At 62.5% G+C, this 19569-nt stretch carries 33 protein-coding genes; 3 read left to right on the top strand and 30 right to left on the bottom strand.

Translation table 11 applies throughout. From position 1 onward, the window contains the following. Positions 1 to 36: 36 nt before the first annotated feature. The 6 genes from FDW83_RS03470 to FDW83_RS03445 form a co-directional block, all read right to left on the bottom strand. Complete coding sequence (locus FDW83_RS03470; protein WP_009358719.1) at positions 37 to 1047, bottom strand: DNA-directed RNA polymerase subunit alpha; 1011 nt, start codon at positions 1045 to 1047, stop codon at positions 37 to 39. A gap of 129 nt (positions 1048 to 1176) precedes the next feature. Next, the gene (gene rpsK, locus FDW83_RS03465; RefSeq protein ID WP_009358720.1) at positions 1177 to 1578 is read right to left on the bottom strand and encodes a 30S ribosomal protein S11; all 402 of its coding nucleotides are present in this window, start codon (positions 1576 to 1578) and stop codon (positions 1177 to 1179) included. A 52-nt stretch (positions 1579 to 1630) separates the two neighbouring features. Continuing rightward, a complete protein-coding gene (rpsM, locus tag FDW83_RS03460; RefSeq protein ID WP_138133173.1) occupies positions 1631 to 2005 on the bottom strand; it encodes a 30S ribosomal protein S13 in 375 nt (124 codons plus the stop codon). A gap of 186 nt (positions 2006 to 2191) precedes the next feature. Then, entirely contained in the window at positions 2192 to 2305 is a 114-nt protein-coding gene (gene rpmJ, locus FDW83_RS03455) for a 50S ribosomal protein L36 (protein ID WP_009358722.1), read from the bottom strand. 69 nt (positions 2306 to 2374) lie between these two features. Then, entirely contained in the window at positions 2375 to 2596 is a 222-nt protein-coding gene (infA, locus tag FDW83_RS03450) for a translation initiation factor IF-1 (RefSeq protein WP_009358723.1), read from the bottom strand. A gap of 168 nt (positions 2597 to 2764) precedes the next feature. Then, entirely contained in the window at positions 2765 to 3700 is a 936-nt protein-coding gene (locus FDW83_RS03445) for a P1 family peptidase (RefSeq protein ID WP_138136206.1), read from the bottom strand. 76 nt (positions 3701 to 3776) lie between these two features. On the opposite strand from FDW83_RS03445, the gene FDW83_RS03440 reads away from it, so the two are divergent. Together FDW83_RS03440 and FDW83_RS03435 are read left to right on the top strand one after the other, a co-directional pair. After that, positions 3777 to 4268 carry a DUF2975 domain-containing protein gene (locus FDW83_RS03440; protein WP_138136205.1) on the top strand — a complete coding sequence of 164 codons (492 nt, stop codon included), beginning with the start codon at positions 3777 to 3779 and terminating at the stop codon, positions 4266 to 4268. Further along, the gene (locus FDW83_RS03435) at positions 4268 to 4510 is read left to right on the top strand and encodes a helix-turn-helix transcriptional regulator (protein ID WP_138136204.1); all 243 of its coding nucleotides are present in this window, start codon (positions 4268 to 4270) and stop codon (positions 4508 to 4510) included. Before FDW83_RS03440 ends, FDW83_RS03435 begins: the two co-directional genes overlap by 1 nt. A 56-nt stretch (positions 4511 to 4566) precedes the next feature. Here FDW83_RS03435 and map read toward each other — a convergent pair whose 3' ends face one another. From map to rpsJ, 23 genes are all read right to left on the bottom strand, one after another. Continuing rightward, a complete protein-coding gene (gene map, locus FDW83_RS03430; protein ID WP_138136203.1) occupies positions 4567 to 5394 on the bottom strand; it encodes a type I methionyl aminopeptidase in 828 nt (275 codons plus the stop codon). Between the two features lie 71 nt (positions 5395 to 5465). Further along, complete coding sequence (locus FDW83_RS03425; RefSeq protein WP_171027449.1) at positions 5466 to 6035, bottom strand: adenylate kinase; 570 nt, start codon at positions 6033 to 6035, stop codon at positions 5466 to 5468. A 5-nt stretch (positions 6036 to 6040) separates the two neighbouring features. Next, entirely contained in the window at positions 6041 to 7351 is a 1311-nt protein-coding gene (gene secY, locus FDW83_RS03420; RefSeq protein WP_138136201.1) for a preprotein translocase subunit SecY, read from the bottom strand. A gap of 216 nt (positions 7352 to 7567) precedes the next feature. Beyond that, positions 7568 to 8053 carry a 50S ribosomal protein L15 gene (gene rplO / locus FDW83_RS03415; protein WP_138136200.1) on the bottom strand — a complete coding sequence of 162 codons (486 nt, stop codon included), beginning with the start codon at positions 8051 to 8053 and terminating at the stop codon, positions 7568 to 7570. Next, entirely contained in the window at positions 8054 to 8260 is a 207-nt protein-coding gene (rpmD, locus tag FDW83_RS03410) for a 50S ribosomal protein L30 (protein ID WP_138136199.1), read from the bottom strand. Positions 8261 to 8263: 3 nt separating this feature from the next. Beyond that, a complete protein-coding gene (gene rpsE, locus FDW83_RS03405) occupies positions 8264 to 8980 on the bottom strand; it encodes a 30S ribosomal protein S5 (protein ID WP_138136198.1) in 717 nt (238 codons plus the stop codon). Then, entirely contained in the window at positions 8977 to 9360 is a 384-nt protein-coding gene (rplR, locus tag FDW83_RS03400; protein WP_018760446.1) for a 50S ribosomal protein L18, read from the bottom strand. The genes rpsE and rplR overlap by 4 nt, the downstream gene beginning before the upstream one ends. Positions 9361 to 9362: 2 nt before the next feature. Beyond that, positions 9363 to 9899, bottom strand: coding sequence for a 50S ribosomal protein L6 (gene rplF / locus FDW83_RS03395; protein WP_138136197.1), 537 nt, complete (start codon positions 9897 to 9899; stop codon positions 9363 to 9365). An 18-nt stretch (positions 9900 to 9917) separates the two neighbouring features. Beyond that, positions 9918 to 10316 carry a 30S ribosomal protein S8 gene (gene rpsH / locus FDW83_RS03390; protein WP_043454616.1) on the bottom strand — a complete coding sequence of 133 codons (399 nt, stop codon included), beginning with the start codon at positions 10314 to 10316 and terminating at the stop codon, positions 9918 to 9920. A 78-nt stretch (positions 10317 to 10394) separates the two neighbouring features. Further along, on the bottom strand, positions 10395 to 10976 hold the full coding sequence (gene rplE / locus FDW83_RS03385) for a 50S ribosomal protein L5 (RefSeq protein WP_138136196.1): 582 nt from the start codon (positions 10974 to 10976) through the stop codon (positions 10395 to 10397). Further along, complete coding sequence (gene rplX, locus FDW83_RS03380) at positions 10976 to 11335, bottom strand: 50S ribosomal protein L24 (protein WP_138136195.1); 360 nt, start codon at positions 11333 to 11335, stop codon at positions 10976 to 10978. Before rplX ends, rplE begins: the two co-directional genes overlap by 1 nt. Positions 11336 to 11338: 3 nt before the next feature. Beyond that, positions 11339 to 11707, bottom strand: coding sequence for a 50S ribosomal protein L14 (gene rplN / locus FDW83_RS03375; RefSeq protein WP_043119386.1), 369 nt, complete (start codon positions 11705 to 11707; stop codon positions 11339 to 11341). Positions 11708 to 12187: 480 nt separating this feature from the next. After that, positions 12188 to 12493 carry a 30S ribosomal protein S17 gene (gene rpsQ, locus FDW83_RS03370; RefSeq protein WP_138136194.1) on the bottom strand — a complete coding sequence of 102 codons (306 nt, stop codon included), beginning with the start codon at positions 12491 to 12493 and terminating at the stop codon, positions 12188 to 12190. Further along, on the bottom strand, positions 12490 to 12819 hold the full coding sequence (gene rpmC, locus FDW83_RS19690; protein ID WP_138136193.1) for a 50S ribosomal protein L29: 330 nt from the start codon (positions 12817 to 12819) through the stop codon (positions 12490 to 12492). Before rpmC ends, rpsQ begins: the two co-directional genes overlap by 4 nt. 2 nt (positions 12820 to 12821) lie before the next feature. After that, positions 12822 to 13238, bottom strand: a complete 417-nt coding sequence (rplP, locus tag FDW83_RS03360) for a 50S ribosomal protein L16 (RefSeq protein ID WP_077490645.1) — start codon at positions 13236 to 13238, stop codon at positions 12822 to 12824. Beyond that, the gene (gene rpsC / locus FDW83_RS03355; protein WP_138136192.1) at positions 13239 to 14069 is read right to left on the bottom strand and encodes a 30S ribosomal protein S3; all 831 of its coding nucleotides are present in this window, start codon (positions 14067 to 14069) and stop codon (positions 13239 to 13241) included. Beyond that, positions 14070 to 14435 carry a 50S ribosomal protein L22 gene (rplV, locus tag FDW83_RS03350; RefSeq protein WP_009358304.1) on the bottom strand — a complete coding sequence of 122 codons (366 nt, stop codon included), beginning with the start codon at positions 14433 to 14435 and terminating at the stop codon, positions 14070 to 14072. A 39-nt stretch (positions 14436 to 14474) separates the two neighbouring features. Next, positions 14475 to 14756, bottom strand: a complete 282-nt coding sequence (rpsS, locus tag FDW83_RS03345) for a 30S ribosomal protein S19 (RefSeq protein WP_003803803.1) — start codon at positions 14754 to 14756, stop codon at positions 14475 to 14477. Positions 14757 to 14768: 12 nt separating this feature from the next. Beyond that, positions 14769 to 15608, bottom strand: coding sequence for a 50S ribosomal protein L2 (gene rplB, locus FDW83_RS03340; RefSeq protein WP_138136191.1), 840 nt, complete (start codon positions 15606 to 15608; stop codon positions 14769 to 14771). Positions 15609 to 15637: 29 nt separating this feature from the next. After that, the gene (gene rplW, locus FDW83_RS03335; protein ID WP_003803807.1) at positions 15638 to 15943 is read right to left on the bottom strand and encodes a 50S ribosomal protein L23; all 306 of its coding nucleotides are present in this window, start codon (positions 15941 to 15943) and stop codon (positions 15638 to 15640) included. Then, positions 15940 to 16557 carry a 50S ribosomal protein L4 gene (gene rplD, locus FDW83_RS03330; protein ID WP_138136190.1) on the bottom strand — a complete coding sequence of 206 codons (618 nt, stop codon included), beginning with the start codon at positions 16555 to 16557 and terminating at the stop codon, positions 15940 to 15942. The genes rplW and rplD overlap by 4 nt, the downstream gene beginning before the upstream one ends. Before the next feature lie 4 nt (positions 16558 to 16561). Beyond that, complete coding sequence (rplC, locus tag FDW83_RS03325; protein ID WP_138136189.1) at positions 16562 to 17212, bottom strand: 50S ribosomal protein L3; 651 nt, start codon at positions 17210 to 17212, stop codon at positions 16562 to 16564. 17 nt (positions 17213 to 17229) lie between these two features. Then, a complete protein-coding gene (gene rpsJ / locus FDW83_RS03320; RefSeq protein ID WP_003803825.1) occupies positions 17230 to 17538 on the bottom strand; it encodes a 30S ribosomal protein S10 in 309 nt (102 codons plus the stop codon). Positions 17539 to 17936: 398 nt separating this feature from the next. Between rpsJ and FDW83_RS03315 the strand changes: the two genes are divergently transcribed. Then, positions 17937 to 19376 carry a GH1 family beta-glucosidase gene (locus tag FDW83_RS03315; protein ID WP_138136188.1) on the top strand — a complete coding sequence of 480 codons (1440 nt, stop codon included), beginning with the start codon at positions 17937 to 17939 and terminating at the stop codon, positions 19374 to 19376. Between the two features lie 41 nt (positions 19377 to 19417). On the opposite strand, the gene FDW83_RS19660 is transcribed toward FDW83_RS03315, so the two are convergent. Beyond that, complete coding sequence (locus FDW83_RS19660) at positions 19418 to 19543, bottom strand: hypothetical protein (RefSeq protein ID WP_255469931.1); 126 nt, start codon at positions 19541 to 19543, stop codon at positions 19418 to 19420. Positions 19544 to 19569 lie beyond the last annotated feature (26 nt).

The following is a 19569-nucleotide window of genomic DNA, read 5'->3' as shown; positions in this document are numbered from 1 at the left end:
GCACACCATGGTGCAGTCCGCCGGCCAAGGTCTGGTTTAGAGTTCGTCGTCGCCGAAGGCGGCGTCGTCCTCTTCGATTGCTGCGGCGCGTGCTGCGAGGTCAAAACCGGGAGGCGAATCCTTGAGGGACAGGCCCAGTTCAACCAGCTTTGCCTTGACCTCGTCAATGGACTTTGCACCGAAGTTACGGATGTCCATCAGGTCAGCCTCGGAGCGGGCAACGAGTTCACCCACGGTGTGGATGCCCTCCCGCTTGAGGCAGTTGTAGGAACGGACGGTGAGGTCCAGATCCTCGATCGGCAGTGCCATATCGGCTGCCAGGGCAGCGTCGGTGGGCGACGGGCCGATCTCGATACCTTCAGCTGCGGTGTTCAGCTCACGGGCCAGACCGAACAGTTCCACCAGGGTGGTGCCTGCGGAAGCAACGGCATCGCGCGGGGCGATGGCCTGCTTGGTCTCGACGTCGACAATCAGCTTGTCGAAGTCGGTGCGCTGCTCAACACGGGTTGCTTCCACGCGGAAAGTAACCTTCAGCACCGGCGAGTAGATGGAGTCGACCGGAATGCGGCCGATCTCTGCGTCGCCGGACTTGTTCTGAGCTGCCGAAACGTAGCCGCGGCCGCGCTCGATGGTCAGTTCGAGCTCGAACTTGCCCTTCGAGTTCAGTGTGGCGATGTGCAGATCCGGGTTGTGGAATTCGACGCCGGCCGGCGGAGCGATGTCCGCGGCGGTGACGACTCCGGGACCCTGCTTACGCAGGTAAGCCACAACAGGCTCGTCGTGCTCGGAGGAAACCGACAGGTTCTTGATGTTCAGGATGATCTCGGTGACATCTTCCTTGACACCCGGAACCGTGGTGAACTCATGCAGCACGCCATCGATCCGGATGCTGGTAACGGCAGCACCGGGGATGGAGGAGAGCAGGGTACGGCGGAGGGAGTTTCCGAGGGTGTAGCCGAAGCCCGGTTCCAGCGGTTCAATGACGAAACGCGAACGGTTTTCGGAGACTACCTCTTCGGAGAGGGTGGGGCGCTGTGCAATGAGCACTTAGGTTTCCTTTCGGCGAGCATCCGCTATATGACGCAACACAGGTGGTGGAAATTCGGTCTGAAGACTTAACGCGCGGGGCTTGCCCGGACCATTGCTGGTCCGGGCAAGCTCTGCAGCCGAAAAGAATTAGACGCGGCGGCGCTTCGGGGGGCGGCAGCCGTTGTGGGCTGCGGGGGTGACGTCCTGGATGGAGCCAACCTCGAGGCCTGCGGCCTGCAGCGAACGGATAGCGGTCTCGCGTCCGGAGCCCGGTCCCTTGACGAATACGTCTACCTTGCGCATGCCGTGCTCCTGCGCACGCTTGGCAGCAGCTTCGGCTGCCATCTGGGCAGCGAACGGGGTGGACTTACGCGAGCCCTTGAAGCCAACCTCACCAGAGGAAGCCCAGGAAATAACAGCACCGGTCGGATCCGTGATGGAAACGATGGTGTTGTTAAAGGTGCTCTTGATGTGCGCCTGGCCAAGCGCGATATTCTTCTTGTCCTTCTTACGCGGCTTGCGGACCGCGCCACGAGTCTTCGGGGGCATTTTTTCTCCTACAGAAAGTTATTGGGGAAAGCTGCGTTAATCCCGGCGGGAATTAACGGGCCTTCTTCTTGCCGGCGACGGTACGCTTCGGGCCCTTGCGGGTACGTGCGTTGGTCTTCGTACGCTGGCCGCGTACGGGCAGGCCCTTGCGGTGGCGCAGGCCTTCGTAGCTGCCGATCTCAACCTTGCGGCGGATATCTGCTGCCACTTCGCGGCGAAGGTCACCCTCAACCTTGTAGTTGCCTTCAATGTAGTCACGCAGCTGGACCAGCTGGGCGTCGGTCAGGTCCTTGACCCGAACGTCAGCGCTGATGCCGGTGGCAGCCAGGGTTTCGTGTGCACGGGTCTTGCCCACGCCGTAGATGTAGGTAAGCGCAATTTCCAGCCGCTTTTCGCGGGGAATGTCTACGCCAGCGAGACGAGCCATAGTGGCAGTACTCCTTGAATAAACCGGAGGTCGTAGGCAGTACACCCGCACTTTGCGTACGGCCCCAGCCTCCGACCGGGGGTTAGCTGTCCGGACTCGTTGAAGCCCAATGTTCCAGATCAGCTTGTGCTGCCTTTATTTACTTGCGTGGGTTAGCAACCCGGGATTTCCTTCGGAGGAAGGAAATTAGCCCTGGCGCTGCTTGTGGCGCGGGTTCTCGCAGATCACCATGACCCGGCCGTTACGGCGGATCACTTTGCACTTTTCGCAGATCTGCTTGACGCTCGGCTTGACCTTCATGGCATTCCTTTGCGTGTGGCAGTTGGTCAACTGGAACAGCGTCAGCTTCCGCTGAAGCCGCCCAGCAATTTACTTGTAGCGGTAGACGATACGACCACGGGTAAGGTCGTACGGGCTCAGCTCCACCACTACGCGGTCCTCGGGGAGGATTCGGATGTAGTGCTGACGCATCTTTCCAGAGATGTGTGCCAGGACGATGTGCTTGTTGGTGAGCTCAACGCGAAACATCGCGTTAGGCAGCGCCTCAGTCACAACGCCTTCGATCTCAATGACCCCGTCCTTCTTGGCCATACCCTCCGCTAACTGTTGTTGCCGCAGCCCTGCCGGATTGCACCGTGCATGGCCACGAACGTTTGTGTTGGATCGGTTGCCCGCCCCAGAGCCCATGAGGGCACGGCAGTCCAGACAACCAACAAACAACACTACGCCATCAGGCGGTGAAAGTTAAATCCAGCCATGCTAGCGTATCTGCCCGCCGTACGCACCAAAGTCACCTGCCGGAGTGCTGACGGCTTCGGCGCTGGCCACTCCGTCCAGGATGGCAAGGCGTACGACGTCGGCTGCCGCACTTTGCAGCGTAATGAGGCTGACCTGCCGGGCAGTTTCGTCCGAACGGTCGAGTGCCACGGTGCCGGTGGCGAGGCAAAAGACGGTGTCCCCGTCGGCCAGGGTGTGGCTGGGACTCAATGCACGGGCGATGCCGGCATGCGAAGCGGAGGCAGTCCGCTTGCACTCGGCCACATCAAGGACGGCATTCGTGGCGACAACAACAAGGGTGGTGTTCAGCGGCGGGCCAGTTACCGATTCCTTTAGCAACGAGTGCTCGACCAGCGGCAGGCCCAGGGCGTTCACCACGGCAAGAGCCCCTACAATGACGCCGCCGTCGAGCGTGACCGAAGCCGTCCCCACCCCGCCCTTGTAGGTCCTGCCAAGCAGCGCTCCGGTGCCGGCGCCCACATTGCCGCGTCCGACGTCGTGCCCTTCCTTTTCGGCGGCAGCGGCGGACGTTGCCGCGTAGCCCATGTCGGGCGTCGCGCGGGCCGCGAAGTTCCCGCCACGGCCGAGGTCGAAAATGGCCGCGGCCGGCACGATGGGCACCACTCCTCCGGGCACCTCGAAACCCCTGCCGTTCTCCTCGCACCAGCGCTGGGTGCCGGCTGCTGCAGCGAGGCCGTAGGCGCTGCCGCCTGCCAGCACCACGGCGTCCACCTGGCTTACCAAACTGGTGGGATCGAGCGCATCAGTTTCGTGGGTGGCAGGGCCGCCGCCCTGGACGTCCACGGAACCCACCGTGCCCGGCGGCGGCAGGACAACCGTCACTCCGGTAAGCCAGCCGTCGCCAACCTTCTGGTCATGCCCCACCCGGACACCCGGCACGTCAGTAAGAGATCCCATACCGTCCATTTTGCCTGTTGCTTTACCTATCGACTATCGATAGCATCCGATTGTTGCTCGACAGAGGAGAAGGAAAATGGGAAAGCTCACCGTGCTGGCGCTGCGCACCGTGATTGGGCTGGTCCTCGCCGGTTCACTGTTCGTGCAGGTGTGGATGGTGCCGCTGGTGTCAATCGATTTGCAGGAAGCAGGAGCCCCTGACGGTCCGCGGATCACGCTGCTTGCGATCGTGGTCCTGGGCATCGTCTGCGTCCAGGCCGCCGCTGTGTGCGTCTGGAAGCTGCTGACCATGGTCCGCCGCGGAACGGTGTTTTCCTACCGCGCCTTCCGGTACGTCGACATCATCTTCGGCGCCATCGCCGCGGCGTCACTGCTAGTGTTCGGGATTGCCGTGCTGCTTGCGCCTGGCGAGGTGGCTCCGGGAATCGTTGTGCTGATCTGCGGCGCGTCCCTGATGATCGCCGGCGTGGCTTTGATCGTGCTGGTGCTCCGGACCCTGCTGGCCCAGGCCGTGGCCCGCGACGCCGAAGCCAAGCACCTGCGATCCGAGCTCGACGAGGTGATCTGATGGCCATCATCGTGGATATCGACGTGGTGCTGGCCAAGCGCAAGATGCCGGTTGGAGTCCTGGCGGAACGGGTGGGCATCACCCCCGCCAACCTTGCCGTGCTCAAGAACGGCCGCGCGAAGGCGGTCCGGTTCACAACTTTGGAGGCGCTGTGCGAGGTTCTGGAGTGCCAGCCCGGCGACCTGCTGCGGTGGGAACCTGACGGGTCGCCCGCTGGGAAAGGCGCCCGCTCCCCCAACTGACAGGCAGTTAACGTCGCCAATCGGGTTTTCACGACGTTAACTGCGAGTTGGTTGGGCTAGGGAATCGGAACGGGGGTGACGCCGAGGGGCGCAAGGTGCTCCGCGCCGCCGTCGGGCGCTGACAACACCCAGATACCCTTTTCATGCACCGCCACCGAGTGCTCCCACTGGCAGGACCGTTTGCCGTCCGTGGTGACAACGGTCCAGTCGTCTTCCAGGACGGCGGTCTCGATGCCGCCCCGTACCAGCATCGGCTCGATCGCCAGGCACAGGCCGGGCTTGACCTTGGGGCCCCGGTGGCTGGTCCGGTAGTTCAGGACATCGGGTGCCATGTGCATCTCGGAGCCGATTCCGTGCCCCACATAGTCCTCGAGGATGCCCAGCGGTTTGCCAGGGACGGACGAGACGTAGTCATCGATGGCGGCACCGATGTCGCCCACATGGGTTCCGGTGGCCAGTGCCGCGATGCCCCGCCACATCGCAGCGAAGGTTACGTCGGAGAGCCGCTGGTCTTCCGGGTCGGCAGTGCCCACAATGACCGTCCGGGCAGAGTCCGAGTGCCAGCCGTCCACAATGGCGCCGCCGTCGATCGAGATGATGTCGCCGTCGCGCAGGACCTTGCTGCCGGGAATCCCGTGCACCACTTCCTCATTGACCGATGTGCAGATCGTCGCCGGGAAGCCGTGGTAGCCGAGGAAGTTGGACTTGGCACCGGCTTCATTGAGCACCGCCGCGAAGACGTCGTCGAGGTGCTTGGTGGTGACACCGGGCACGGCCGCGGCAACGGCGGCGTCCAGGGCACGGCTCAGGACCAGGCCTGCCTCGTGCATGGTGCGCATCTGGTCGTTGTTCTTGTATTCGATGCGGGGCTGGCCAAAGGCCATGGTGTGTCCTTTCAAAATGGCTGAGGCCCCTCCCCTGTGCCGGGGAGGAGCCTCGGTAATACGTGCCTTGGTCAGGCTGCCTGTGCCGCCTTGATGGCCTGCATCACGCGGTCGGTCACCTCGTCGATCGCGCCGATGCCGTCCACCTGGGTGAGGATGCCGCGCTCGGCGTACTTGGCCACCACGGCCTCGGTCTGCTCGTGGTACAGGTCAAGGCGGTGGCGGATGACGGCTTCGTTGTCGTCGCTCCGGCCCGTTTCCTTGGCCCGGCCCAAAAGGCGGTGCACCAGTTCCTCGTCGTCGGCAGTCAACTGCAGGACGACGTCGAGCTTTTCCTCGCCCTTGGCGAGGATCTCGTCAAGGTAGTCCACCTGCGCGGTGGTGCGGGGGTAGCCGTCCAGCAGGAAGCCGGATTCGACGTCGGCCTCGCTGAGCCGGTCGCGCACCATCTTGTTGGTGACGCTGTCCGGTACGAAGTCTCCGTTGTCCATGTACTTCTTGGCCTCGATGCCAAGCGGCGTTTCGCCCTTTACATTCGCACGGAAGATATCGCCGGTGGAGATGGCCACAACGCCGAGGCGTTCTGAAATCCGCTCCGCCTGCGTTCCTTTTCCGGAACCGGGAGGTCCAATAATCAGCATTCTCGTCATCGCAAAAGCCCTTCATAGTGACGTTGTTGTAGCTGCGCATCAATTTGCTTGACGGTCTCCAGGCCAACGCCCACCATGATCAGGATCGAGGTGCCACCGAACGGGAAGTTCTGGTTCGCGTTGATCAGTACCAGTGCCACCAGCGGAATCAGCGCCACGAAGCCCAGGTAGAGGGCACCGGGGAGGGTGATCCGGGAGAGCACGTACTGCAGGTAGTCAGCGGTCGGTTTGCCGGCGCGGATACCTGGAATGAAGCCGCCGTACTTCTTCATGTTGTCCGACACTTCTTCTGGGTTGAAGGTGATCGCAACATAGAAGTAGGTGAAGAACACGATCATGGCGAAGTACAGAACCATGTAGATCGGTTGGTCGCCGCGGACCAGGTTGTTGTTGATCCATTCGACCCACGGCTGGAGCTGCTCGCCCGCGGCCGGCTGGTTGAACTGGGAGATCAGGCCGGGCAGGTAGAGCATGGAGGAAGCGAAGATCACCGGGATAACACCGGCCATGTTCACCTTGATGGGGATGTAGGTGCTGGTGCCGCCCACTGTGCGGCGTCCGATCATCCGCTTGGCGTACTGCACGGGGACGCGGCGCTGCGACTGCTCCACAAAGACCACCAGGGCCACGGTCAGCAGGCCGACGGCGAGCACGGTGAAGAAGGTTGCCGGACCCTGCGAGGTCCAGATGGCGCCCAGCGAGGTGGGGAACGTTGCCGCGATCGAGGTGAAGATGAGCAGGGACATGCCGTTGCCCACGCCCTTCTCGGTGACCAGCTCGCCCATCCACATGATCAGGCCGGTCCCGGCCGTCAGGGTGATGATGATCAGGATGGTGGTGATGATGCTGTCGTCGGGGATGATCGGCAGCGCGCAGCCGGGCAGCAGCTGGCCGGAGCGGGCCAGGGACACCAGCGTGGTGGCGTTGAGGAGGCCCAGCGCGATGGTGAGGTACCGCGTGTACTGGGTCAGCTTGGACTGGCCCGATGCGCCCTCTTCGTACAGCTGCTGGAAGCGGGGAATGACCACCCGGAGCAGCTGGACGATGATGCTCGCCGTGATGTACGGCATGATGCCCAGGGCGAAGATGGACACTTGGAGCAACGCGCCGCCACTGAACAGGTTGACGAGCTGGTACAACCCGCCTGCCGTCTGACCGTTCTGCAAGCATTGCTGGACATTCTGGTAGTCCACACCAGGCGAGGGAATGAAAGCACCCAAGCGGAAGATGGTGATGATTCCCAGCGTGAACAACAACTTGCGTCGCAGATCAGGCGTGCGAAAGGCCCGGCCAAATGCGCTAAGCAAGCGTCCTCCTGTGGTGTTTATAAGGGTGGAGTGGTGGGACTCAACAAATCCCAACAACCGAGTCTAACGGTTGGATGCGTCATGCGAACAATCCGGGACTGCGCCCGTGCGCCCGATGGCGGGAAAAATACGGCGTGTGGATGTGAAAAACTCCCGGTGACCAGGGCCTGGGCCCCGGTCACCGGGAGTTCACCAACGGGCAGTTGCCCACCGGCTCTAGAGAGCGGTGGTGCTTCCGCCTGCTGCTGCGATCTTTTCAGCGGCGCTGGCCGAGAATGCGTGGGCGGTGACGTCAACCTTGACGGTGATGTCGCCGGTGCCCAGCACCTTGACGGGCTGGTTCTTGCGAACGGCACCCTTTTCGACCAGGTTCTCGACGGTGACAGTACCACCTTCCGGGAACAGCTCGTTCAGCTTGTCCAGGTTCACAACCTGGAACTCGACGCGGAACGGGTTCTTGAAGCCGCGCAGCTTGGGCAGGCGCATGTGCAGCGGCAGCTGGCCGCCGGCGAAGCCTGCCTTCACCTGGTAGCGGGCTGCCGTACCCTTGGTACCGCGGCCGGCGGTCTTACCCTTGGATGCCTCACCACGACCAACACGGGTCTTGGCGGTCTTGGCACCCGGAGCAGGACGCAGGTGGTGAACCTTCAGGGCGTTCTGCTTCTCAGCAGCCTGAGTGTTATCAGCAGTGTTCTCTGCCATTTACTTCGCCTCCTCTACCTTTACCAGGTGCGGAACCGTGTTGAGCATGCCAACGGTCACGGCGTCGGCGGTGCGGACAACGGTGTGTCCGATCCGCTTCAGGCCCAGCGACCGCAGGGTGTCGCGCTGGTTCTGCTTGCCGCCAATGGCGGACTTGATCTGAGTGATCTCCAACTGGGAGTCGGAGGGGACCAGGTTCTTAGCCATAACCTAGACACCTGCCTTCGAGTTCATCAGCGTGCGCACCAGGGCGGCCGGAGCAACCTCGTCCAGCGGCAGGTTGCGGCGGGCTGCCACAGCTGCGGGCTCTTCGAGGCGCTTCAGGGCATCAACGGTCGCGTGGACGATGTTGATGGCGTTGGAGGAACCGAGCGACTTGGAGAGGATGTCGTGGATGCCCACGCACTCCAGTACTGCACGGACCGGACCACCGGCGATAACACCGGTACCGGCCGAGGCCGGACGCAGCATTACGACGCCGGCAGCGGCTTCACCCTGAACGCGGTGCGGGATGGTGCTGCCCACGCGGGGAACGCGGAAGAAGGACTTCTTGGCCTCTTCAACGCCCTTGGCGATAGCAGCGGGAACTTCCTTGGCCTTGCCGTAGCCGACGCCGACCATGCCGTTACCGTCACCAACGACGACCAGTGCGGTGAAGCTGAAGCGACGACCACCCTTGACGACCTTGGAAACGCGGTTGATGGTGACAACGCGCTCTACGAACTGGTTCTTCTCGGCTTCGCGTCCGCCGTCGCGGCCGCCACGGCCGCCGCGGTCGCCGCGGCCCTGGCCGCGTTCGCCACGCTCGCCGCGGCGGGCACCGCCGCGGCGGTCCTCGGCTGCGGGGGCAGTGGTCTCAGCAGCTGCGGCTTCGGTCGCCTTCTGATCTGCAGACACAGTGTCCTTTTCCTTGTTTGCTTCGGTCACAGCGACAGCCCACCTTCGCGTGCACCGTCAGCGACGGCGGCAATCCGGCCGTGGTACTTGTTACCACCGCGGTCGAAGACAACAGCTTCGACGCCGGCAGCCTTGGCACGCTCGGCAACGAGTTCGCCGACGCGCTTGGCCTTGGCGGTCTTGTCACCGTCGAATGCGCGCAGGTCGGCTTCCAGGGTGGAGGCGCTTGCTACGGTCTGGCCAATGCTGTCATCGACAACCTGGACAAACACGTGGCGTGCGGAGCGGTTGACCACCAGACGGGGGCGGGCAGCCGTACCGGCAATGCGCTTGCGGATACGAAGCTGGCGGCGGCTGCGGGCAGCAGCCTTGCTCTTGTTCGTGCGCTTCTTGTTAATGGCGATGGCCATGGTTACTTACCAGCCTTTCCGACCTTGCGGCGGATAACTTCGCCGGCGTAACGGATGCCCTTGCCCTTATAGGGGTCAGGCTTCCGCAGCTTGCGGATGTTGGCAGCAACCTCGCCGACCTGCTGCTTGTTGATGCCTGAGACAGAGAGCTTGGTCGGACCCTCTACTGCAAAGGTGATGCCGGCCGGAGCCGAGACGTTGACCGGGTGGCTGAAGCCCAGAGCGAACTCGAGGTCAGATCCCTTGGCCTGAACGCGGTAACCGGTACCAACGATTTCAAGCTTCTTCTCGTAGCCTGCGGTGACGCCCTGGATCATGTTGGCGATCAGGGTGCGGGTCAGGCCGTGGAGCGAACGGGAGGCGCGCTCGTCGTTCGGGCGGGTGACGGTCAGGGTGCTGTCTTCCAGGGCAACCTCGATGGGGCTGGCCACGGTGTGGCTCAGCTCGCCCTTGGATCCCTTGACGGTGACGACAGAGCCGTCAACCTTGACCTCAACGCCGGCAGGAACGGTGATGGGGAGACGTCCAATACGTGACATTATTCTCTTCCTTTCCCGTTACCAGACGTACGCGAGGACTTCGCCGCCCACGCCCTTCTTGCCGGCCTGCTTGTCAGTCAGGAGGCCGGAAGAGGTGGACAGGATTGCGATACCCAAGCCACCGAGCACGTGCGGCAGGTTGGTGGACTTCGCGTAAACGCGGAGACCCGGCTTGGAGATGCGGCGAACGCCAGCAATGGAACGCTCGCGGTTCGGACCGAACTTCAGCTCGAGGGTCAGCTTCTTGCCGACCTCAGCGTCCTCTTCCTTCCAGCCGGCGATGAAACCTTCGGCCTTGAGGATGTCGGCAACGCGTGCCTTGAGCTTGCTGTACGGCATGGACACGGTGTCGTGGTATGCCGAGTTTGCGTTACGCAGGCGCGTAAGCATGTCTGCGACAGGATCTGTCATTGTCATGGTGGGCTCTTGCCCTTCCTCGTAACGGTTTCCGCCGCGGTCTGCTCAGCAGCGCGGCCGGACCTTTTACGTAGTTGATTAAGCTTCGGTCTTGAACGGGAAACCAAGCGCCTTGAGCAGCGCACGGCCTTCGTCGTCGGTCTTGGCAGTGGTCACAACCGTGATGTCCATACCGCGGACGCGGTCGATCTTGTCCTGGTCGATCTCGTGGAACATAACCTGTTCGGTCAGACCGAAGGTGTAGTTGCCGTTGCCATCGAACTGTTTGCCGTTGAGGCCGCGGAAGTCACGGATACGGGGCAGGGCCAGGGTGACCAGGCGGTCCACGAATTCCCACATGCGGTCGCCACGCAGGGTAGCGTGCGCACCGATGGGCATGCCTTCGCGCAGCTTGAACTGTGCGATCGACTTGCGGGCCTTGGTGACCTGCGGCTTCTGGCCGGTGATCTGGGTGAGGTCGCGGACGGCGCCGTCGATCAGCTTGGAGTCCTTGGCGGCATCTCCAACACCCATGTTCACAACAACCTTCACCAGGCGGGGTACCTGGTTCACGTTCTGGTACTTGAATTCATCCAGGAGCGCTGCCTTGATGGATTCTGCGTACTTGGTCTTCAGACGAGGAACGATCTTCGTTGCCGGAGTCTCGAGAGTCTCAGTCATTAGATGTCCTTCCCGGTGCTCTTGGACACGCGGATGCGGACGGTCTTCTTGACGCCGTCCTTCTCTACGGTGTCGAGGCGGAAGCCCACGCGGGTCGGCTTCTTGGTCGACGGGTCAACCAGGGCAACGTTGGAGATGTGGATCGGGGCTTCAACAACCTCGATGCCACCAGTCTTGGTGCCGCGCTGCGACTGACCGACCTTGGTGTGCTTGGTGACGCGGTTGATGCCTTCAACCAACACCCGGTTGGTTGACGGGAACACGCGCAGGACCTTGCCCTGCTTGCCGCGGTCGCCGCCGCGCTCAGCCTTGGCGCCAGTGATGACCTGGACCAGGTCACCCTTCTTGATCTTAGCCATGGACTAGAGCACCTCCGGAGCCAGAGAAACGATCTTCATGAACTTCTTGTCACGCAGTTCACGACCAACCGGTCCGAAGATACGGGTACCGCGGGGGTCGCCGTCGTTCTTCAGGATCACAGCTGCGTTCTCGTCAAACTTGATGTAGGAACCGTCCGCACGGCGGCGTTCCTTCTTGGTACGAACGACGACAGCCTTGACGACGTCGCCCTTCTTCACGTTGCCGCCAGGGATTGCGTCCTTGACGGTGGCGACTATGACGTCACCGATGCCTGCGTAGCGACGGCCGGATCCACCGAGAACGCGAATGGTAAGGATTTCCTTAGCACCCGTGTTGTCGGCGACCTTCAGTCGCGACTCCTGCTGAATCACTATCTACTCCTTGCGTCGCGCCGGTTCTCAGACCGAAAATCTTCCTACGGAATGAGCCTTGCGGAACGGTTGATCGGGGTGTCTCTTGACCTGCCTGGATTTTGCCAGGCCAGGCCTAAACGCCCGTGCCAGAAGCAGTTGCCCCCATCCGGTCCGGGACTGGTCCCGGGCGCAAGAAAGCACTGTGCTGTGGCACGCTTGTTTACGAGTTTGATGAACAGCGCCCGAAAGGCGCCATACAAACTCAATATCCTAGCATGATTTTCACTGATCCCCATATCACCAGTTCCGCTTCCCCCGCAAGACGGACGACGGCGTCACGCACGGCAGCCTTTTGTCCCGCCTGGGGTGCCGCTCCCCCCGCAAAGCCGCCGCACCGCCGTCGTATGTCCACCAAAAGCCTGCTCCCCGTGACGCGTTAAAACGAGGAAGCCCCCGCTCCCGAAGGAGCAGGGGCTTCAACAGCTTCCGCAGCGGATGCTACTTGGCCTTCTCGAGGATTTCCACGAGCCGCCAGTTCTTGGTGGCGGACAGCGGACGGGTCTCGGCGATGACAACGAGGTCGCCGATGCCGGCGGTGTTCTCTTCGTCGTGTGCCTTGACCTTGGAGGTACGGCGGATGACCTTGCCGTACAGGGCGTGCTTTACGCGGTCCTCAACCTCAACAACGATGGTCTTTTCCATCTTGTCGGAGACAACGTAACCGCGACGCGTCTTGCGGTAACCGCGCTGACCGGCCTTGGCGGCGGTAGCAGTTTCCGTCACGTTTCCGTCCTTTTCACTCACTTGGCGTCCTCCTCGGTCTCAGCCGTTTCAGCCTCATCGGCCTTCTTGGCTGCAGCCTTCTTGGACTTCTTTTCTTCCTTGGCTTCCACAACCGGTGCGGCAACCTCGGCACGGATGCCCAGCTCGCGCTCACGGAGAACGGTGTAGATGCGGGCAATGTCCTTCTTGACCGCGCGCAGACGACCGTGGTTCTCCAGCTGTCCGGTGGCGGACTGGAAACGCAGGTTGAACAGCTCTTCCTTGGCCTTGCGGAGTTCTTCAACGAGACGTTCGTTGTCGAAACCGTCCAGCTTTGCGGGAGCCAGATCCTTGGACCCTACTGCCATTTCTATTCACCACCCTCGCGACGCACGATGCGTGCCTTCAACGGCAGCTTGTGGATCGCCAGGCGCAGGGCCTCGCGAGCTACCTCTTCATTGACACCGGAGAGTTCGAACAGAACCCGGCCCGGCTTGACGTTTGCAACCCACCACTCCGGCGAACCCTTACCGGAACCCATGCGGGTTTCGGCAGGCTTCTTGGTCAGCGGACGGTCCGGGTAGATGTTGATCCAGACCTTACCGCCACGCTTGATGTGGCGGGTCATGGCGATACGGGCGGACTCGATCTGGCGGTTCGTGACGTATGCCGGGCTCAGGGCCTGGATACCGAACTCACCGAAGGTGACCTTGGTGCCGCCCGTAGCAGCGCCGGAACGACCCGGGTGGTGCTGCTTACGGTGCTTGACTCGACGTGGGATAAGCATTTAAGCCTGTCCTCCTTCTGCTGCGGGTGCAGCAGCTTCAGCTGCCGGTGCTTCGGCAGCAGGAGCTGCGTCGGCGGCCGGACGCTCGTTGCGACGGCGGCGGTCACCACGGTCAGCGCCACCCGGGCGGCCCGGGCGGTCACCACGGCCACCGCGGGACGGGGCCGAAGCGGCCTGTGCGGCCAGTTCCTTGGCGGTGACATCACCCTTGTAGATCCAAACCTTCACACCGATGCGGCCGAAGGTGGTCTTGGCTTCGTAGAAGCCGTAGTCGATGTTCGCGCGGAGGGTGTGCAGGGGCACACGGCCTTCGCGGTAGAACTCCGAACGGGACATTTCAGCGCCACCCAGTCGACCGGAGCAGGCGATACGGATGCCCTTGGCACCTGCACGCTGCGCGGACTGCATCGCCTTCTTCATGGCGCGGCGGAATGCCACGCGGGAAGTCAGCTGCTCCGCAACGCCCTGGGCAACAAGCTGGGCTTCCATCTCGGGGTTCTTGACCTCGAGGATGTTCAGCTGGACCTGCTTGCCGGTGAGCTTTTCGAGCTCGCCGCGGATGCGGTCTGCTTCAGCTCCACGGCGGCCGATGACGATGCCGGGACGGGCCGTGTGGATGTCCACGCGGACGCGGTCACGGGTGCGCTCGATCTCGACCTTGGCGATGCCAGCACGCTCCATGCCGGTGGACATGAGCTGGCGGATGCGGATGTCCTCGCGGACGAAGTCCTTGTACCGCTGGCCGGACTTGGTGCTGTCGGCGAACCAGTGCGATACGTGATCGGTGGTGACGCCGAGTCGGAACCCGTGCGGGTTTACTTTCTGTCCCACTTAGCGAGCCTCCTCTTTCTCCGGGGTAGCGACTACCACGGTGATGTGGCTGGTGCGCTTCTTGATCTGAAATGCACGACCCTGGGCACGCGGCTGGAACCGCTTCATGGTCGGGCCTTCATCAACAAACGCTTCGCTGATGATGAGGTCGCCTTCGTCAAACGCCACGCCGTCGCGGTCCGCGAGGACCCGGGCGTTGGAGATTGCCGACTGTACTACCTTGAATACCGGCTCCGAAGCTGCCTGCGGGGCGAACTTCAGAATTGCCAGAGCCTCATTCGCTTGCAATCCACGAACAAGGTTGACGACGCGCCGGGCCTTCATAGGCGTTACGCGGATGTGGCGCGCAATTGCCTTGGCTTCCATTGCTTTCCTTCTCTCGTCTATGACGTAAGTACAGGCGCCTTAGCGGCGCTTGCCCTTACGGTCGTCCTTGACATGGCCGCGGAATGTCCGCGTGGGAGCGAATTCGCCGAGCTTGTGCCCGACCATCGACTCGGTGACAAACACCGGGATGTGCTTGCGTCCGTCGTGTACGGCGATCGTGTGCCCGAGCATGTCGGGGATGATCATCGAACGGCGGGACCAGGTCTTGATGACGTTCTTGGTGCCCTTTTCGTTTTCCCTGGCTACCTTCACAAAGAGGTGCTGGTCAACGAAAGGACCTTTTTTCAGGCTGCGTGGCATGTGTCCAGGCTCCTATCGCTTGTTCTTGCCAGTACGACGGCGACGCACAATAAGCTTGTCGCTCTCTTTGTTGGGGCGGCGCGTGCGGCCTTCCCGCTTACCGTTCGGGTTGACGGGGTTACGACCACCGGAGGTCTTACCCTCACCACCACCGTGCGGGTGGTCAACGGGGTTCATGGCGACACCACGGACGGTCGGGCGGACGCCCTTCCAGCGCATACGGCCGGCCTTGCCCCAGTTGATGTTGGACTGCTCGGCGTTGCCCACCTCGCCGACGGTTGCGCGGCAGCGCACGTCGACGTTGCGGATTTCACCGGAAGGCAGGCGCAACTGGGCGAAGCGGCCTTCCTTGGCAACGAGCTGGACCGAAGCACCAGCGGAGCGGGCCATCTTGGCGCCGCCGCCCGGACGCAGTTCAACCGCGTGCACAACGGTACCCACCGGGATGTTGCGCAGGGGCAGGTTGTTGCCGGGCTTGATGTCGGCGTTGGGGCCGGCTTCAACGAAGTCGCCCTGGGCCAGCTTGTTGGGAGCGATGATGTAACGCTTGGTGCCATCAACGTAGTGCAGGAGTGCGATGCGGGCCGTGCGGTTCGGATCGTACTCGATCTCGGCAACGCGGGCGTCAACGCCGTCCTTGTCGTGGCGACGGAAGTCGATCAGACGGTACTGGCGCTTGTGTCCGCCGCCCTTGTGGCGGGTTGTGATCTTACCGGTGTTGTTGCGGCCACCCGACTTGGGCAGCGGACGCAGCAGCGACTTTTCCGGCGTCGATCGCGTGATCTCGATGAAGTCCGCTACGCTCGAGCCACGACGGCCCGGTGTAGTCGGCTTGTACTTACGGATTCCCATAATTTATGTCCTCGTTAAAGTGGTCTCCGCTACGCGAGCGGACCGCCGAAGATGTCGATGGTGCCTTCTTTGAGGGTGACAATCGCACGCTTGGTGCTCTTGCGGGTGCCCCATCCGAATTTGGTGCGCTTGCGCTTACCGGCACGGTTGATGGTGTTGATCGATTCGACCTTGACGGAGAAGATCTTCTCCACGGCCAGCTTGATCTCGGTCTTGTTCGACCGGGGGTCCACCAGGAAGGTGTACTTGCCCTCGTCGATCAGGCCATAGCTCTTTTCCGACACGACGGGTGCAAGCACGACGTCGCGGGGATCCTTGATGGTGGCTGCGCTCACTTGGCATCCTCCTCGTTCTTAGCCTTGGCGGCAACGAATGCGTCGTAGGCAGCCTTGGTGAAGACAACGTCATCAGAGACGAGAACGTCGTAGGTGTTCAGCTGGTCTGCGTACAGAACGTGAACATCGGCGAGGTTGCGCACGGACAGTGCAGCAACATCATTGGCGCGCTCGATGACAACCAGCAGGTTCTTGCGGTCGGAAACACCGCGGAGCGTTGCCAGTGCAGCCTTGGCGGACGGCTTGTCGCCTGCCACCAGCTCGGAGACAACGTGGATGCGTCCGTTGCGGGCCCGGTCAGACAGTGCGCCGCGCAGTGCAGCAGCAATCATCTTCTTGGGGGTGCGCTGGCTGTAGTCACGCGGAGTGGGACCGTGGACAACGCCACCGCCGGTCATGTGCGGAGCGCGGACGGAACCCTGGCGGGCCCGGCCGGTGCCCTTCTGCTTGAACGGCTTGCGTCCTGCACCGGAAACTTCAGCGCGGGTCTTGGTCTTGTGGGTACCCTGGCGAGCAGCAGCGAGCTGGGCAACGACAACCTGGTGCAGCAGCGGCACGTTGGTCTGGACGTCGAAGATCTCTGCAGGCAGGTCAACCTGGACAGTGTTAGCCATTGGACTAGGCTCCCTTCACGGCGGTGCGTACGAAGACGACCTGGCCGCGGGCACCGGGAACGGCACCCTTGATCAGGAGCAGCGACTTCTCGACGTCAACCGCGTGAACGGTGAGGTTCAGCGTGGTGTGACGAACGGCGCCCATGCGGCCAGCCATTCGCATGCCCTTGAAGACGCGGCTCGGGGTGGATGCACCACCGATTGAACCGGGCTTACGGTGGTTCTTGTGGGCACCGTGGGAAGCGCCAACGCCGGAGAAGCCGTGACGCTTCATAACACCGGCGAAGCCCTTACCCTTGGTGGTTCCGATGACGTCGATCTTCTGGCCGGCCTGGAAGAGCTCCACGGAGAGTTCCTGGCCCAGCTCGTACTCGGCAGCATCTGCGGTACGGAGTTCGACGACGTGGCGGCGAGGCGTGACGCCTGCCTTTTCAAAGTGACCAGCCAGCGGCTTGGTGACCTTGCGGGGATCGATCTGGCCGTAGCCGATCTGGACGGCGACATAGCCATCAGTCTCAGCGTTGCGCAGCTGGGTGATGACGTTCGAATCTGCCTGGACCACAGTGACGGGGATGAGCTTGTTGTTCTCGTCCCAGACCTGGGTCATGCCGAGCTTCGTGCCCAGCAGGCCCTTTACGTTACGGGTTGCGGTCATAGTTTCTCAGCACCTCCCTACAGCTTGATTTCGATGTTCACGTCGGCCGGCAGGTCGAGGCGCATGAGCGAGTCGACGGCCTTGGGCGTGGGATCGATGATGTCGATAAGACGCTTGTGCGTGCGCATTTCAAAGTGCTCGCGGCTGTCCTTGTACTTGTGCGGAGAACGAATCACGCAGTACACGTTCTTCTCCGTGGGCAGCGGCACGGGGCCAACTACCGTTGCGCCTGCGCGCGTGACCGTCTCAACGATCTTCCGTGCTGAAACGTCAATGACCTCGTGGTCGTATGACTTCAGCCGGATGCGGATTTTTTGTCCCGCCATGTCGCCTGACTCTCTTTCAGTCTGTGCTTCCCCGGTTTAGGGCTGCCCTGTTCACTTTCTCGTTGTATGGCTGCCGAAGCATTTGAGGTCGTAACCACCACCCGCCGCACAAGCTGAATCCGGATGAATCCGGGTTCCTCACCTTGCCGGCGCAACCGACCCCCGCGGTCGGGCGTGTCGCGCTCAACACGCATACAAATCCGCAATTCCATTGGGGTGGGTTATGTTTGGTCTTCAACTTGGACCCTGCATCCGGCATTATCCGGACCGGGACACGAAGAAGCGCTTGAACAACTCATCTAGTTTGCCAGAAATCCGGGGCAGATGCGAATCGCCCCTTCTCAGGCAAGCCCGGGCAGGTCATTGCCCTCGGGTGTCCGCGAATAGATGATAAGGACATGACGCTGGAAAGCACTGAATCGGTGACGGAACTGGCCAACCGCATGCCGCCGTCGTTCACCCTGGGCGTCGCCGCCGCGGCCTTTCAGGTCGAAGGCGCCCTGCGCGAAGGCGGCCGCGGACCCTCCGGCTGGGACGCGTTCGCCGAGAAACCCGGCGCCATCGTTGACGGCCACTCCCCCGCCGTCGCCTGCGACCACTACAACAGGCTTCCCGAGGATGTGGCACTGCTGCGGGAGCTGGGCGTGGACTCCTACCGGTTCTCGCTGTCATGGCCCCGCATCCAGCCTGACGGGCGGGGCCGTTTCAATGAAGAGGGCCTGGATTTTTACGACCGGCTGATCGACCAGTTGCTGGACGCCGGCATTGCCCCGATGGCCACCCTTTACCACTGGGACACCCCATTGCCCCTGGAGCACCGCGGGGGCTGGCTGAACCGCGAAACCGCGGAACGCTTTGGCGACTACGCAGCGGCAGCCGGTGAACGGTTTGGGGACCGCGTGGCGCAGTGGGTGACCCTGAACGAACCCCTGTCAGTCACCCTGAACGGTTACGCCCTCGGGGTTCACGCCCCCGGCCATGCGCTGATGTTCAACGCCCTTCCTGCAGTGCACCATCAGCTGCTGGCACACGGGCTTGGCGTCCAGGCCCTCCGCGCCGCCGGAGTTGCCGGCGGCGTGGGCGTAACCAACCTGCACGCGCCTGTCCGCCCTGCTTCCGGAAGCATCGGCGACAGGTCGATAGCCCGTATGTACGACCTGCTGATGAACAGGATTTACGCTGACCCTGTCCTGCTGGGCCGTTATCCTTCAGTCCCCCTGTACGCCAGGCCGTGGCTGCGCTCCGGCCGAAGGATGTCCGACGCCGACCTGAGGACTGTACACCAGCCACTGGACTTCTACGGGCTCAACTACTACTACCCCATCAAGGTCGCCATCGGATCCGGTGTGACACCCATCCCTGCTGAACCGCACAAGGCGGTAGCCCGGCTGCCGTACCGCGAGGTGGGGTACCCGGACCTTCCCCATACGGGTTTCGGCTGGCCGGTGGCTCCCGGGCACCTGGGCATCCTGCTGAGGGAACTGCAGGACCGCTACGGGGAGGCGCTGCCGCCCGTGTACATCACCGAAGGCGGAGCGAGCTTTCCGGAACCGGACACCGTGGACGGAACGCTCCAGGACGAGGAACGCGTGCAGTACCTGGCCAGCCACCTGCGGGCAGCCCTGGACGCCACGTCCCCGGGCGGCATCGCGTCCGGCGTTGACCTGCGGGGGTATTACGTCTGGACCCTGATGGACAACTTCGAGTGGGCCGCCGGGTACTCCCAGCGCTTTGGTCTCGTGCACGTCGACTTCAATACCCAGGAACGGACCCCGAAGCAGTCCTATTACTGGTACCAGGCCCTTTCCCAGGCCAAGAGAGCCCGGACCGGCCAGTAACAGGCCAGCCCGGTCCTCCCCGTTTCCCGTTGGTGCCGGGGCTACTGGTTTTTGTTGGCCCTGTTGATGCGCTTGGCGCGGTCAATCTCGTGGCGGAAGTGGTTCTTGGCCCAGAACACGCCTGCCACCACGGCAACCACGATTATCAGGAAGATAAGCCAGCTCATGACGATCTCCTTTCGGTCCAGCCAGA

Source organism: Pseudarthrobacter sp. NamE2, assembly GCF_005796205.1.
GTDB lineage: Bacteria > Actinomycetota > Actinomycetes > Actinomycetales > Micrococcaceae > Arthrobacter.
This window is presented reverse-complemented; position numbering and strand designations above follow the sequence as displayed.